The 14,935-nt window shown below is 65.2% G+C and carries 12 protein-coding genes and 1 pseudogene; 7 read left to right on the forward strand and 6 right to left on the reverse strand.

Features of this window, described 5'->3' with window-relative positions:
• Positions 1-102: 102 nt before the first annotated feature.
• The gene (locus NI2_RS08395; protein WP_133734196.1) at positions 103-1,077 is read left to right on the forward strand and encodes a hypothetical protein; all 975 of its coding nucleotides are present in this window, start codon (positions 103-105) and stop codon (positions 1,075-1,077) included.
• Here NI2_RS08395 and NI2_RS08400 read toward each other — a convergent pair.
• Together NI2_RS08400 and NI2_RS08405 are read right to left on the reverse strand one after the other, a co-directional pair.
• Positions 1,050-1,676: a hypothetical protein gene (locus NI2_RS08400; RefSeq protein WP_067488139.1), complete on the reverse strand. Its 627-nt coding sequence runs from the start codon at positions 1,674-1,676 to the stop codon at positions 1,050-1,052. The two genes, NI2_RS08395 and NI2_RS08400, sit on opposite strands and share 28 nt — an antisense overlap.
• 99 nt (positions 1,677-1,775) lie before the next feature.
• A complete protein-coding gene (locus tag NI2_RS08405) occupies positions 1,776-2,030 on the reverse strand; it encodes a hypothetical protein (protein WP_133734197.1) in 255 nt (84 codons plus the stop codon).
• Between the two features lie 1,411 nt (positions 2,031-3,441).
• Between NI2_RS08405 and NI2_RS08415 the strand changes: the two genes are divergently transcribed.
• From NI2_RS08415 to NI2_RS33660, 6 genes are all read left to right on the forward strand, one after another.
• Positions 3,442-4,656 (forward strand): nitrate/nitrite transporter, encoded by a 1,215-nt coding sequence (locus NI2_RS08415; RefSeq protein WP_067488338.1) that lies wholly within the window; start codon positions 3,442-3,444, stop codon positions 4,654-4,656.
• Between the two features lie 24 nt (positions 4,657-4,680).
• On the forward strand, positions 4,681-8,376 hold the full coding sequence (locus NI2_RS08420; RefSeq protein ID WP_067488141.1) for a nitrate reductase subunit alpha: 3,696 nt from the start codon (positions 4,681-4,683) through the stop codon (positions 8,374-8,376).
• 49 nt (positions 8,377-8,425) lie between these two features.
• Entirely contained in the window at positions 8,426-10,096 is a 1,671-nt protein-coding gene (gene narH, locus NI2_RS08425) for a nitrate reductase subunit beta (RefSeq protein ID WP_067488143.1), read from the forward strand.
• Positions 10,093-10,797: a nitrate reductase molybdenum cofactor assembly chaperone gene (gene narJ / locus NI2_RS08430; protein WP_067488145.1), complete on the forward strand. Its 705-nt coding sequence runs from the start codon at positions 10,093-10,095 to the stop codon at positions 10,795-10,797. Before narH ends, narJ begins: the two co-directional genes overlap by 4 nt.
• Positions 10,784-11,515: a respiratory nitrate reductase subunit gamma gene (narI, locus tag NI2_RS08435; RefSeq protein WP_067488147.1), complete on the forward strand. Its 732-nt coding sequence runs from the start codon at positions 10,784-10,786 to the stop codon at positions 11,513-11,515. Before narJ ends, narI begins: the two co-directional genes overlap by 14 nt.
• Before the next feature lie 573 nt (positions 11,516-12,088).
• Positions 12,089-12,382 carry a hypothetical protein gene (locus NI2_RS33660; protein ID WP_067488149.1) on the forward strand — a complete coding sequence of 98 codons (294 nt, stop codon included), beginning with the start codon at positions 12,089-12,091 and terminating at the stop codon, positions 12,380-12,382.
• A 259-nt stretch (positions 12,383-12,641) separates the two neighbouring features.
• Here NI2_RS33660 and NI2_RS33665 read toward each other — a convergent pair whose 3' ends face one another.
• The 4 genes and pseudogenes from NI2_RS33665 to NI2_RS33675 all read right to left on the reverse strand — a co-directional run bounded on the left by NI2_RS33665 (position 12,642) and on the right by NI2_RS33675 (position 14,932).
• A complete protein-coding gene (locus tag NI2_RS33665) occupies positions 12,642-12,803 on the reverse strand; it encodes a hypothetical protein (protein ID WP_157104658.1) in 162 nt (53 codons plus the stop codon).
• Between the two features lie 323 nt (positions 12,804-13,126).
• Positions 13,127-13,591 carry a pyridoxamine 5'-phosphate oxidase family protein gene (locus tag NI2_RS08445; RefSeq protein WP_067488151.1) on the reverse strand — a complete coding sequence of 155 codons (465 nt, stop codon included), beginning with the start codon at positions 13,589-13,591 and terminating at the stop codon, positions 13,127-13,129.
• A gap of 498 nt (positions 13,592-14,089) precedes the next feature.
• A pseudogene (locus tag NI2_RS33670) lies at positions 14,090-14,438 on the reverse strand (transposase); the annotation flags it as partial.
• Between the two features lie 203 nt (positions 14,439-14,641).
• Entirely contained in the window at positions 14,642-14,932 is a 291-nt protein-coding gene (locus NI2_RS33675; protein WP_133734198.1) for a hypothetical protein, read from the reverse strand.
• Positions 14,933-14,935 lie beyond the last annotated feature (3 nt).

A 14,935-nucleotide genomic window follows, 5' to 3' on the forward strand; every position in this document is an offset into this window, starting at 1 on the left:
TCGCCACGTAATTCGACGGACCGTCGGCACTAGCAGGTGGGCGCCCGTCGGCGATGTATGCGCGGGTTGGAAACGAGCGAGCACCTGGATCAGGGAGTAACTGTGGCAGACGAGTTGTCTGACAAGGACTTGATCGACCGCTATGTGTACGCGGTCCTTGCCCATGTCCCGCGCTCCAGCCGCGGTAAAATCGGCGCGGAATTGCGGACCCGGATCGCCGAGGAGGCGCCCGCGCGTGCGGTGCGAGCGGTCCTGGCCCAGTTGGGGCCGCCCGCGGATCAAGCTCGACGATTCCGCGGCGCGCCCCGACAGCTGATCGGCCCTCACCTCTACGACACTTATCTACAGGTTCTGTGGCCGGCGATGCGGGCGATGGCGATCGCCGTGGGCGGAGTGAGTCTGCTGACGACCTCGCTCGGCGGAGAAGCCGCGCCGACCGTCTTCGAGGTACTTCAGGACGGGTTGACCTCCGCGTTCGCGGGCGCGGTGTACACCGCGTTCTGGGTGACTGTCGCGTTCGCGGTGCTGGAGCGCGTCGCGCCGGGCGTGGTGCTGCACGAGTGGCGGCCCGAGGACCTGGCGCCGGTGCCACACGGGCGAGAGATCCCACTCGGCGAGGCCATCGGCGATCTGGTGTTCGCGATCGCCGTGCTGGCCGTGGCGTTGTGTTTCTTCCCGGCGCTGGCGCCGCCGTTTCTCGCCGAGATCGCCGACGGCCTCGATCCTGGTGTGGTGAGCCGGCTACTGCCTGCGGTGGCGGGAGTTGCTGTGCTGTGGATCGCGGTCGCCGCCGCGCAACTGCTCGTTCGTGCCTGGACGTTGCCGGTCACCGCGTTGTCGGTCGCGGCCGATCTGTTCGCCATCGCGACCGCGGCCGCCGTCTTGGCGCACCGGCCCTATTTCTCCGACGTTTTCCTTGCCGAGCTGCGCGGTGAGGGCGCTGATGTGGGCAGGGGCCTCGACATCGGGATCGGAATCAGTGCAATCGCGGTGGTGCTGGTCTGCGCCGCCAGCGTATTCACCGTCACGCGCAAGTATCTCGGTCACCGTCAGGACCGCTCGGACGGCGTTGCCTGAGCCGGTGGATCGGTGCTGGGCGCTGCTTTCGCGATCGGCAAATACTTGGTCCAGTCGACCCGGGTGAGCATGAAGACACCAACGAGGAGACCGATCTGCACGGCGATGCCGTAGGGCGTGGTGAACGAGGAGGTCAGGGTCTCGCCGAGACTGCGCTCGGCGACTTCGGCCGCACCGATATAGAGCGAGAAGCTGACCAGTCTTCCCGCCACGTGCGCGGTGGTGAGCGGAACAAGAGGCAAGCCCAAGAGCCCGGCAGCCTCGAACATCTGCGCCGACGGTAACGGCGAGAACAAAAAGACTCCGATGGTGGCAAACCTGCGGCCACGACGCCGGGTGAGATATCCGCTGGCGGCTCGCAGGTTGGCTGTGCGTTGCGGGCCGAGTCGGCCACCGGCGGACCGGGTGGCGATGGCCAGGACATACCGCCCGGCGCCTGAGGCGACAGCGGCGGCGATGACAAGTGGTACCGGATGGAGGTTCCAGGTCAGCCCGAAGAACACCACGAGCAGCGCGTTGGGCGGCCCGAACGCCGGCAACAAATTCCCCGTGAACACAACGGCGACAACAACGAGCAGTTGCGAGAGTGTCGTGATCATGCCGGCACTTTCGTCAGGGTGCTGAGAACCGTTTCACGGCCAGACATCCCAAACCGTCCGCTGCGCCCCGCGCGGCGGAGCTGGACGAACCCGGGCCGCTCAGCGGCGGCTGGCGAGTTTACGCAGCCGCTCGTGTTCGAGGACGAACACGGCGATGCTCGCGGTGAAGCTCAACGCTGTGGCGATCGCCCCGAGTGTGGTCCAGCCGCTGAACCCGGACCCTGCTGCTGTCAATGTCGATGCGAGTCCGACGATTCCGGTGAAGAAGAGCAGAATCCCGGGAATGTTGTAGGGATCTGCGAGGCTCTCGCCCGGCTTGCTGTGGTACGCCACGCTGGAAGTGCTGTCGCTCACGGTGATTCCTCCGAGGTTTGTGTGAACCGGGACACTTCCCCGGTCGCTCGAGAGAACTGTCCTCCAGCGTCTGGTTTGTGGTGAGAGGCGTTGGTCCTCGCCGGCCTCGACGAAAGTCATCTGGGAGGAATAGGTAGTCCCCGATGGTGTCTGTCGGCCCTTACCTCGCCGCGACCGCAAGGGTCATGGTTACAGCACCGACAACCGCAGTGTCGCATGGTTTCGGAACACGGAATGAGGAAGACCGGAAATGTACTGGTACGACCATGATGTCAGTAGCTGGGGATACCCTTGGATGGGCTTGGGAATGGTCGTGTTCTGGAGTTTGTTGATCGTTGGTTTCGCGCTCGCCCTGCGATACCTGTATCGGACGGACAGCGAGCGCTGCGCGTATCCGGTGCTGCCGTTAGGCGAGCATGTGCTGGCGGAGCGGTTCGCTCGAGGTGAGATCGAGGCGAAGGAATACGCGGATCGGTCTATCGACAGGCGGTGGCGCCACGACACGAGGTGGCCGCGAAGGTCGTCTCCGTCCCGACCCGGTCACCGTCAGGGTCGGTGACCGGGTCGGCATTTTGTGGCTGCGACGGACAAGTGGTGCATGCCGGCACTGCCTGCACGGGGCAGAGCACCTGTGCCCGCGGTCGGGCTACCCCGTGGAACGCCGGGGCCACGGGGGCACCGAATTCGCCACGGTTCGCGCTGATTCCGCGTTGCCGTTGCCGTTGCACGTTCCGGCGAGGAGTCAACATCCACTGATGTGCGCTGGCACATCGGGTCCCACGCGCTGCCGCAGAGGCACCCCGCGAACGGCGCTCTGGACATCTACGGCTGCGGCGGCAGCGCCCACTCACCGCGCAGATCGCGCTCGCCCGAGGTGCCCGCGTCCATGTCACGACGCGGGACCCAGCAGCCAGAGAGCTGGCGTTAGCGCCGAAGCGGTTCGGGTACTACGGCAATGGCGCAGTCGGCATGTCGCGCAGCGCCAGATGGGCCTGGCATACCAAGATCGCACATGAGCTACCCGCCGCTGCTCGGCGTGTGTGACAGGTTGCCCACTCGCGGCGGGCCGAAAGGCCCTATTGGGACACCGACCGGGCCCGTGAGGATGACGACGTATCAGCGATACGTCCCAGACAGGAGGCACGTGCATGCACGCCCAGCCAGATGAAGGGCCATTCTGCGAGGGACAGGTCTCGGCAGGGATTTCCGAGGACGCGCGTAGGTCGGAGCACCTGCGGCGCTGGCCCACACCGCCGGCCTACCAGAAAGAACCAGTCGGGACCGAGCGAAGCACGCCACCCCCGGCAGCGGCCGCAATGCACCGGTCGGCGCAGAGGCGAAACAGCCGGCCGCTGCGATCGGTAGCCGTACCCGGGGACCTGAGCAGGAAAGCGGATTGGCTGTGGTTTCGGTGACGCGGTCTGCTACCGGGATCGGCGCGAAACGTGGAGCCAACCTGGCGTTGGCGACCTGGGTGTCGGCGATCAACTTCTGGGCGTGGAACATGATCGGCCCGCTGTCGACGATCTACGCTGGTGACCTGTCACTGAGTAGCACCCAGACATCGATGCTGGTCGCCACTCCGATCCTGGTGGGCTCGCTGGGACGGATCGCTGTCGGCGCGTTGACCGACCGCTTCGGCGGGCGAGTCATGTTCATTGCCATCTGCCTCGCCTCGATCCTGCCCGTGCTCGCTGTCGGCGCGGCCGGACAGGCCGGCTCCTATCCACTGCTGTTGGTGTTCGGGTTCTTCCTCGGCATCGCCGGCACAGTCTTCGCCGTCGGTATCCCCTTCGCCAACAACTGGTATGAGCCCTCGCGGCGCGGGTTCGCGACCGGGGTGTTCGGTGCCGGAATGGTCGGCACCGCGCTCTCGGCGTTCTTCACACCGCGGTTCGTCAATTGGTTCGGTGTGTTCCCGACCCATGCGATCGTTGCGGTAGCGCTCGCGGCCACCGCCGTGGTGTGCTTTGTGATGATGGGCGACTCACCGCAATTCCATCCCAATACCGATCCGGTCGTGCCTAAACTCGTTGCCGCGCTGAAACTGCGGGTGACGTGGGAGATGGCGTTCCTGTACGCGGTCGTGTTCGGTGGCTTCGTCGCCTTCAGCAACTACCTGCCCACCTACATCAAGACGATCTACGGGTTCTCCGCCGTCGATGCCGGCGCGCGGACGGCGGCGTTCGCGCTGGCCGCGGTGATCGCCCGCCCGATCGGCGGCGCCCTGGCCGACCGCATCGCACCCAAATATGTGGTCCTGGCTTCCTTGGCCGGCACCGCGGTGATGGCCGCGATCGCGGTGCTGCAGCCGCCGCCGGATGTATGGTCGGCCACCGACTTCATCTTGCTCGCAGTCTTCCTCGGCATCGGCACCGGCGGCGTGTTCGCCTGGGTCGCGCGCCGCGCACCGGCCCGCTCGGTCGGCTCGATCACCGGTGTCGTCGCCGCGGCAGGCGGGCTCGGCGGCTACTTCCCGCCGCTGGTCATGGGCGCCACCTACGACCCCCTCGACAACGACTACACCGTCGGTCTGCTGCTGCTGGTAGCGACCGCGGTCATCGCGTTGATCTTCACAGCAACGAAATTGCATGCCAGGGAGCCGGTTTCGGCCACCGCGGGTTGACCGCACCGACCCGAAGGAGATTCTGTGACCCCACCACCCCACACCGGCGGCCGGCTCGAAGAGCTGCTGGTCAACACCGGCCAATTCTTCACCCCCGGGACGATCTCGACCGACGGGCGCACCGTGACCCGCGACGGCGGGCGAGAGGGCGACATCTTCTACCGCCAACGATGGAGCCACGACAAGGTGGTGCGTTCCACCCACGGGGTGAACTGCACCGGGTCGTGCTCGTGGAAGATCTATGTCAAAGACGGGATCATCACCTGGGAAACCCAGGAAACCGACTATCCCAGTGTCGGTCCGGATCGGCCCGAATACGAGCCCCGCGGTTGCCCGCGCGGCGCCGCGTTCTCCTGGTACACCTACTCACCGACGCGGGTGCGCTACCCGTACGCGCGGGGAGTGCTGGTGCAGATGTACCGCGAGGCAAAGTCGCGTCTGGGTGATCCGGTTCTGGCGTGGGCCGAGATCCAAAATGATCCGCAACGGCGCACCCGATATCAGCAGGCCCGCGGTAAGGGCGGGCTGGTCAGGATCGGGTGGGCCGAAGCGACCGAGATGATTGCCGCCGCTCATGTGCACACCATCAAGAAGTATGGCCCGGACCGGGTTGCGGGGTTTTCCCCGATTCCGGCGATGTCGATGGTGTCTTTCGCCGCGGGGTCGCGGTTCATCGAGCTTCTGGGCGGGGTGATGACCTCGTTCTACGACTGGTACGCCGATCTGCCGGTGGCCTCGCCGCAGGTGTTCGGTGATCAGACCGATGTCCCGGAGTCCGGTGACTGGTGGGATGCGTCGTATCTGATGATGTGGGGTTCCAACGTGCCGGTCACCCGGACACCGGATGCGCACTGGATGGCCGAGGTGCGTTATCGCGGTACCAAGATCGTCACCGTCAGCCCCGATTACGCCGACAACACCAAGTTCGCCGACGAGTGGATGCCGTGCGCGGCGGGTACCGACGGCGCGCTGGCGATGGCCATGGGGCATGTGATCCTCACCGAGTGCTTCGTCGCTCGCCGGGTGCCGTTCTTCGTCGACTACGTCCGCCGCTACACCGACCTACCGTTTCTGATCAAGCTCGAAGAACGCGACGGCACACTCGTCCCGGGCAAGAACCTCACCGCCGCAGACCTCGGACACGACGTGGACAACGCCGCGTTCAAACCCGTGCTGCTCGACTCGGCCACCGACACCGTCGCGGTGCCGCACGGTTCGCTGGGGTTCCGGTACGGCGATGCCGGGATGGGCAAGTGGAACCTCGATCTCGGCGATCTGGAACCCGCCCTCACCGTCAGACACGCCCAGCCTGATCAGGACGAGACCGCGCTGATCCACTTGCCGAGCTTCGACACCCTCGATGGGCACGGCACCAGCATCGCCCGCGGGGTGCCGGTGCGCCGTGTCGGTGACCATCGGGTGTGCACGGTTTTCGATCTCATGTTGGCCCAATACGGGGTGGCGCGACCGGGCCTGCCGGGGCAGTGGCCCTCCGGCTATGACGACCCGACCCAGCCCTACACCCCGGCCTGGCAGGAACCGATCACCGGCGTCTCGGCCAGCCAAGCGATCCGCGTCGCGAAGGAATTCGCCGCCAACGCCGAAGAGTCCGGCGGCCGATCGATGATCATCATGGGCGCCGGGATCTGTCAGTGGTTCCACGGTGACGCCACCTACCGTGCGGTGCTGGCTCTGCTGATCCTCACTGGGTCGATGGGCCGCAACGGCGGCGGGTGGGCCCACTATGTCGGGCAGGAGAAATGCCGCCCGGTGACCGGGTGGGCGGCGATGGCGATGGGCACCGACTGGTCACGCCCACCACGTCAGATGGCCGGCACCTCCTACTGGTATGCCCACACCGACCAGTGGCGCTATGACGGGTACCGTGCCGACGCGCTGGCCAGCCCGCTGGGCCGCGGCCGATTCGCCGACAAACACACGATGGATGTGCTGGCCTCGGCGGTCGCGATGGGCTGGACACCGTTCTACCCCCAATTCGACCGGTCGAGCCTGGATCTGGCCGACGAGGCCCGCGCCGCGGGCAAGGACATCGCCGGCTATGTCGCCGAAGGACTCGCCGCCGGCAGCGTCAAGCTCGCCGTCACCGACCCCGACGACCCCCGCAACTGGCCTCGTGTGCTGAGCGTGTGGCGGGCCAACCTGCTCGGGTCCTCCAGCAAAGGCAACGAGTACTTCCTGCAACATCTGCTGGGGACATCGTCGAACCTGCAAGCGGTTCCGGCCGGGCAGGGGATGGTGCCACGGCAGGTCGATACCTCCCGGCCGGTGCCCGAAGGCAAACTGGACCTGCTCATGTCGATCGATTTCCGCATGACCTCGACCACACTGCTCTCCGATGTCGTGCTGCCGGCGGCGACCTGGTACGAGAAAGCTGATCTGTCCAGCACCGACATGCACCCGTACCTGCACGCGTTCACCGCCGCCATCGACCCGCCGTGGGAGACACGCTCGGACTACGAGGCCTTCGGCGCGATCGCCCGCGCCTTCAGCACCCTGGCCGCCACCCATCTGGGCACACGCACCGACGTCGTGATGACCACCCTGCAACACGACACCCCCGCGGCGATGGCCTACCCCGGTGGCATCGAGCATGATTGGCGCGCCACCGGCGAGGTCCCGGTACCGGGGAAAACGATGGGACCGTTGACGGTCGTCGAACGCGACTACACCGCGATCGCCCAAAAATGGGCGGCTCTGGGCCCGCTCGTGGAGACCTTGGGGTTGAACACCAAAGGCGTGGTCACCACACCCACGCAGGAGGTCGACGAACTCGCCCGCAAGTTCGGGGTGATGGATTCCGGAGCGGCCCAGGGCCGTCCGGCGATCAACACCGCCGAACGGATGGCCGACACCATCTTGGCCCTGTCGGGAACCTCCAACGGCCGTCTGGCCGTGGAAGGGTTCCGTCAGCTCGAAAAGCGCACCGGGCGCCGGCTGGTGCACCTGGCCGAGGGCAGTGAGGAACGCCGCATCACCTACGCCGATACCCAAGCGCGGCCGGTGCCGGTGATCACCAGCCCGGAATGGTCGGGTAGTGAAACCGGCGGCCGCCGCTACGCCCCGTTCACCGTCAACATCGAAGAACTCAAACCGTTCCACACCCTGACCGGGCGCATGCACTTCTACATCGACCACGACTGGATCGAAGAACTCGGCGAACAGCTGCCCACCTACCGACCGCCCCTGGATATGGCGCGCCTGTTCGACGAACCCGCCCTCGGACAGTCAGGCCGAGACGGCCTCGGGCTGACCGTGCGGTACCTGACGCCGCATTCGAAGTGGTCGATCCACTCCGAGTATCAGGACAACTTGTTCATGCTCTCGCTCTCGCGCGGCGGGCCCACGATGTGGATGAGTATCGCCGACGCCGCGAAAATCTCGGTCGCTGACAACGACTGGGTCGAGGCGGTCAACCGCAACGGTGTGCTGGTGTGCCGGGCCACGGTCTCCCACCGCATCCCCGAAGGGGTCGTGTTCGTCTACCACGCCCAAGAACGCGTCGTCGATGTCCCCTTGACCGAAACAACGGGTCGGCGCGGCGGGATCCACAACTCGCTGACCCGCCTGCTCGTCAAACCCAGCCACCTGGCCGGCGGGTACGCCCAGACCGCATACGCCTTCAACTATCTCGGACCGACCGGCAACCAACGCGACGAGGTCACCGTTGTGCGCCGCCGCTCCCAGGAAGTGAGCTACTGATGAACTCCACGAGTATGGGCCCAGGTTCCGGGGACCGGGGGGACAGGTCATGAAGGTGATGGCGCAGCTGGCGATGGTGATGAACCTCGACAAGTGCATCGGGTGTCACACCTGCTCGGTGACGTGTAAACAGACCTGGACCAACCGTTCCGGTACCGAGTACGTCTGGTTCAACAACGTCGAAACCCGTCCCGGACAAGGATATCCCCGCACCTACGAAGACCAGGACCGCTGGCGCGGAGGCTGGATCCGTGACCGCCGCGGACGGCTGCGCCTGCGCGACGGCGGACGACTGGCCAAACTCGCCCGCATCTTCTCCAACCCGAAAATGCCGGCACTGTCGGACTACTACGAGCCTTGGACCTACGACTACGACAACCTGATCTCGGCCCCACTGGGCGAGCACATGCCCGTCGCGGCGCCGCGCAGTGTGATCAGCGGCAAACCGATGAAGGTGTCCTGGTCGGCGAACTGGGACGACGATCTGGGCGGATCAGCGGAAATCCTGCCCGGAGACCCGATCTTGAAAAAGATCAGCGAACAGGTCCGGCTCGAACTCGAGCAGACCTTCATGTTCTACCTGCCCCGCATCTGCGAACACTGCCTCAACCCCTCCTGCGTGGCCTCGTGCCCATCCGGTGCGATGTACAAGCGCACCGAAGACGGCATCGTGCTCGTCGACCAGGACAAGTGCCGTGGCTGGCGCATGTGTGTGTCGGGATGTCCTTACAAGAAGGTGTACTTCAACCATAAAACCGGCAAAGCCGAGAAATGTACGTTCTGCTACCCGCGGGTCGAAGTCGGCCTGCCGACGGTGTGCTCGGAAACCTGCGTAGGACGGCTGCGCTACATCGGGCTGGTGCTCTACGACCTCGACCGCGTCACCGAAGCGGCCTCGGTCGAAAACGACACCGACCTGTATGAAGCCCAACGCGACATCCTGCTCGACCCCCACGATCCCGGCGTCATCGCCGGGGCACGCGCTGCCGGCATCTCCGAGGAATGGATCGAAGCAGCGCAGAAGTCGCCGGTGTATGCGTTGATCCACACCTACAAAGTCGCGCTGCCGCTGCACCCGGAATACCGGACACTGCCGATGGTCTGGTACGTGCCGCCCCTGTCACCGGTCGTCGACGCCGTCAGCCGCGACGGCCACGACGGCGAAGACCTCGGAAACCTGTTCGGAGCCCTGGAAGCGCTGCGCATCCCCATCCAATACCTGGCCGAGCTGTTCACCGCAGGAGACCCCGAGCCCGTCGCCGACGTGCTGCGGCGCCTGGCCGCCATGCGCTCCTATATGCGTGACATCAACCTCGGACGAGAGACCCAGCCACACATCCCCGAATCGGTCGGGCTCACCGAGGAGCAGATGTATGAGATGTACCGGCTGCTCGCGCTCGCCAAATACGAGCAGCGGTACGTGATTCCCAGTGTCTACGCCGCCGAGGCCCACCGCCTCGAGGAGACCGCCACCGACTGCGCCCTGTCGTATGAGGGTGGCCCGGGCATGTATGACTCGGGACCGTTCGGCGAAACCAGCGGCGGGCCGGTCCCGGTCGCGGTCGAGACCTTCCACGCGTTGCAACAGCGTCAGACCAGCGAAGAACCGGCCGGCTCAGCGGCGCGACCTTCTCGGGTGAACCTGCTCAACTGGGACGGCAACGGTGTTCCGGAGGGAATGTTCCCCCGCACACACTCCGACGATGGAGCGAACACGTGAAGGCCTTGTTCCGAAGCAACGCCGACACCGATCGTAACCAGCTGCAGCACCGGCTGATTCGCCAAACAGCTTCCGTACTGCTGACCTATCCCGACGATCGTCTGCCGGACCGGCTCGCCGGGGTGCGATCGCTGCTCGACCACGTGGGTGGTCAGCCACGCCGGTTGCTGGACAGCACCGTGGACGCGCTGACCGGGGCCGACCCGTTCACACTGCAGGCCGACTACGTCGACACCTTCGACCTGCACCGCGGCGCGACCATGTATCTGACCTACTGGACCGACGGCGACACCCGAAACCGAGGGACAGCGATGCATGCCTTCGCCCAGACCTACCGCCAGGCAGGCGCCCCGGCCCCGGCCACCGAGGCACCCGATCATCTGACCGTCGTACTCGAATTCGCCGCCACCGTCGACCCGGCAGCGGGGGAGCGGCTACTGCGCGAACACCGCATCGCCCTCGATATCTTGCGCGGTGCGTTGAACGAGCGCGCATCGGTGTATGCCCCCACCGTCGAGGCGGTCTGTCTGACGTTGCCGCCGGTCACCGACCAGGACCAACGCCGCGCCCAGCGACTGGCCGCCGCCGGCCCGCCCGCGGAGGCGATCGGCTTACAGCCGTTCACCCTGACCGTGCCGCCACGCCGCGACGGTGCGGGCAATCCAGTACAGCGCGAAGGAGCCGATGATGGGCGCAGGTGAGATCTTCTGGGACATCGTGCCGTATGTGACCCTGGCGATCGTGGTGGTCGGCACCTGGTGGCGCTACCGCTACGACAAATTCGGGTGGACCACACGATCGTCGCAACTGTATGAGAATCGGCTGTTGCGCATCGCCAGCCCGATGTTCCATTTCGGGATCTTGGTGGTGATCGTCGGGCACGTGATCGGCCTGATCATCCCGCAATCGTGGACCGACGCGCTCGGGTTGAGTCAGCACGCCTATCACCTCCAGGCGATCACCCTGGGCACGATCGCCGGGGTGTCCACGCTGGTAGGGATCGCGTTGCTGATCTACCGCAGGCGCACCAACGGCCCGGTCTTCACCGCAACCACGACCAACGACAAGATCATGTACGTGGTTCTGGTCGCCGCCATCGTGGCCGGGCTGGCCACGACACTGATCGGTTCGGGGGTCGTCGGCGAGGAACACAACTACCGCCAGACCGTGTCCCCGTGGTTCCGGTCCATCTGGATCCTGCAACCCCGCGGCGATCTGATGATGCAAGCACCCCTGTCGTTTCAGGTGCACGCACTGATCGCGATGGCGTTGTTCGCGCTGTGGCCGTTCACCCGCCTCGTACACGCGTTCAGCGCGCCCATCGGCTACCTGTTCCGGCCCTATGTGGTTTACCGCAGCAGAGAAGCCGCTACGGCTGATCAGCTCGTGGGGTCCCAGCCGCGCCGACGCGGCTGGTAGCGACGCGAAGCGGTAGATCCGAATCCTGAACCGCTGCCTTCTATTGCGAATCCACTGCATCCAGCGGTCAGGTTGACGGCGCGATTTCGGTGTAGTCATCGCCCGACGCGGCGGCTACGGCATCGGCCCGACCATCGTAGATCCGTCCCACCGTCGAGGTGTTGGCGACACCGAAGGTGGCGCCTGACCGCTGTATCCCCGCGCAGCAGGGATGTGGCTGGTGAAAACAGCCCGACTCTATCGGGTGCCGGGCAATTGCCATCTGCTCCAGCCGGACCTTTCGCAGGGGCCTTCTGCCCTATTTGCCAGAGATTCGCAGTGGTGTGGTGCGAGTCGCGTTAGACTGCGTCGACCGTAAAGGTGTGAGGTGATCAGATGACCAGTTGTCGGCTGACAGAACCCATTTCGCGTACGGACGTAGCTTCGCTGGACGGTTCTCGTGTTCGCCCAGATTCGGATACGCCATACCGTTGCTGCATACATGGCAATGGGCGACCAGTGGACGCAAGGCCTGGCTGCTCCGCAAACGATCACGGGACCGTACGCACGGCCCCGCAGAACCGGGGCGAGGCTGTGGAAGCGACCTCGGCGCCGCATGGGGAGTTCTACGTCATTGCCCGCCTCGAGGTGGGTGGCAGCGCCGCCGATGTCTACAGCAGCGACATCGCCGGTGGCCCCGAATCCAGGACCTCAGGTTGGGCGCGGACTCTGCGAATGCAGCCCGGCACAGCCGCCGATCTCGATGGGCTCGATCGCACTCTGGCCGCGTCCGGGTATCGGCGAACCAGAAGCTGGCGCGAGCAGATCACGGCCAGCGGCGCCCTTCGCTATTTCACCGAGGCGACCCTCTCGCCTCGTACCCGGTAGCCGCGACCTGCCCGTCTTCCCGCCACCGAACACAGCAAGAAGTCGTTCTGCCCTCAGCGGCACTGCTGTGGTCCGCGGCGCAGTCCTCGAAGCGCTCCGGAGTTGCGGTCCCAGCTCGGCACGATCTCCGAGCGGCTGACCGATGATGTGGTGCGGGAACTCATGGTCGCGTCGACATCTACGGTGAAGGTCCTGCCGATGTCGCCCACGACTGGTTCAAGAGCGCGAACCTGATCGAGTAGGCGCAGGTCCGGCGAGGCTAGAGGCGGTCGAGTCCGACCATTTTGGTCGAGGCGATCATGGCCGCGGCCAAGCCGAGGGAGGCGGCGATCGCGAGGAAGAACGATCCGGTCAGGGCGGTCAGGCCGAACAGGAAGAACACGCAGGTGGCCAACATGATGCCGGTGCTGGTCAGATCCATGCTCGTCGTACTCGGTGTCCGATTACGTGAGTGGGTCATATTTGCAGAGTTGACCAGACCGGGGTCATTAACCGCTATTTTGGTGGTTTAGTTGCCATGCAAGCTGTTTTAGCTGGTCAGAGGCGCTTCGTTGAGGGCGGGGCTGTGGGTAGTTCGGTAGGGCACCCGACATCAGAAGGGCGGCCGAGATTCCGCGATCCTGCTGTTCGCTGCGCTGGCAGGGGCGTGCGAACGGTCCGGCAAGCAGGTGCACCCGACGCCCCAATCTCGTCGAACAGCACATTTTCGATCCTGCACGCGGGCGCCATCGCTGTGAATGTGCCTTACTCCATAGGAGACCGTCGCACACTCGAGAAGGGATTCTGCCAAGCGGACGGGTCGGCGACAACAAACCGGCGACCGGTCACCATGGTGGGTACGAGTCGGAGGAAGAAATCCTTCGCACCGCCCTGCCAGGGAAAGAGCGGAAGATCCACGGTGTCCATCAGATCCCCGATCTCCCGGATCCCTTCGGCACGTCCCTTGATCACCACGCTCCAGGCTTCGTGAGACTGAGAAATGTAGCCATCGACTTCCAGTGCGACGGGCGCATCCGACAACGCGGCGGACACCTTGGTACCGCGTGCGGATCGAAACACAATGGTTCCGTGATCGACCGCGTAGTTGAGGGGGAAGATGTCCGGGTGGTCATCCACCCATACGGCGAGGCGGCCTACCTCCGCGGTTCGGAGTAGCGCCCAACATTCGTTGACAGCGAGTTTCTTGACACTCGGGTCGTCGCTTCCCATTGTCTTCGCCTTCCTGTCGTGGACATCGGCCTGTCCGTACGCCCTCCATTGCGCCTACCCGTCGCTGTTCGGTGGCGCTCCCTGGTCAAAACGATCGCAGAAGGGAGCTCGTAGACCGTAAGGTGGGCGGCCCGCGACCGTCGGCCTCGGCTCTCTCGCCTTCCCGAGGTCCACCTTCAGAGCGCCCAGTCCTAATCTAACCGCTTTGCACCTGTGGAACCGCCGGTTGTTCGGCTCCTTCAGGCAGCGGTGAGATTCGTCGAATCGATCTCAGTTGGCGACCTGCGGATTCGTCACTGATGTCAGTAGCTCTCGTCATGGATTGTCAGTAGCGGCGCGTCACAGCTGACATTGTCGGTGGCGACTGTGAACAAGCCGTGCAGTTGCCGGGCGGGTCAGGCGCTTGCGTTGGGTGCGCGTTTTCGGATCGTGGCCAGTGCGGCGACGGCGCGGGTCGATTGCAGTGGTGCGAGACGAAATCGGAGTGATGCTTAGATGTCAAGCGACAGGAGCAAGTTCGTTGATGGCGCCGGATGGTGGGATCGCCGGTACGCAGTAGACCTCGCGAACGACTGCTCGCTTGAGGCAGCGCATGATCTCCTTCTTCGAAAGTCCTTTCCTTGGTGCGGTGTTCGACATAGGTACGGGTGCACGGGTCGTGGCGCACGCGGACCAGGATGAAGGTGTGCAGTGCGTTGTTCGCGGCGCGGTCGCCGCCGCGGATGAGGCCGTAGCGGTGGGTGCGTCCCGAAGAGGCTAGGATCGCGGCGCCGACCAGGTGCGCGAATGCGGGCTTCGAGCGCCTGAGTTCGAAGTTGTCGCCCGCGGTGGACAGCAATTGTCCGGCACCATCTCAAAGATTTATCGCGCACAACCTATCTGTTCAGGGTCGACTACAGGGCGGTGTTTCCGGTGAGGAAGTACGCGGTCGATCTACTCGCCCAACGGCCGGATCAGCTTGTGCACATGAGGTTCGACGTCGGTGCGGCACTGCCCTTCCATGCGGTACCAAGTACGTGTAGCCGCGGGCCCTCTTTCCGTGCCGACGCATCAGCATTTCTTGGCGCGGGGAGGGCACACTGTCCAGCCCGGGCCGTCGGGGCGCGGCACGCGTCGCCACTTGGGTGGGCGCGTCTTACTGGGCGTGGTGGTCGGTGCCGCGTGCGGTAGCCGCTGACTGATCGGATCGACCGTGCGGGTCTCCACAGTTGCCGTCGACCGCGCCATGGCGGAGGCCTCCGGGTCGGTGCAGGAACTGATCGCGACACCGAATAGCGAGCCGATCAGAATTGTCGCGATCGCAGTGACGCGGGTTCGGGGTGCGGTGATGTGTAATGACATGGT

It is taken from the genome of Nocardia ignorata NBRC 108230 (assembly GCF_001612905.1).
GTDB lineage: Bacteria > Actinomycetota > Actinomycetes > Mycobacteriales > Mycobacteriaceae > Nocardia > Nocardia ignorata.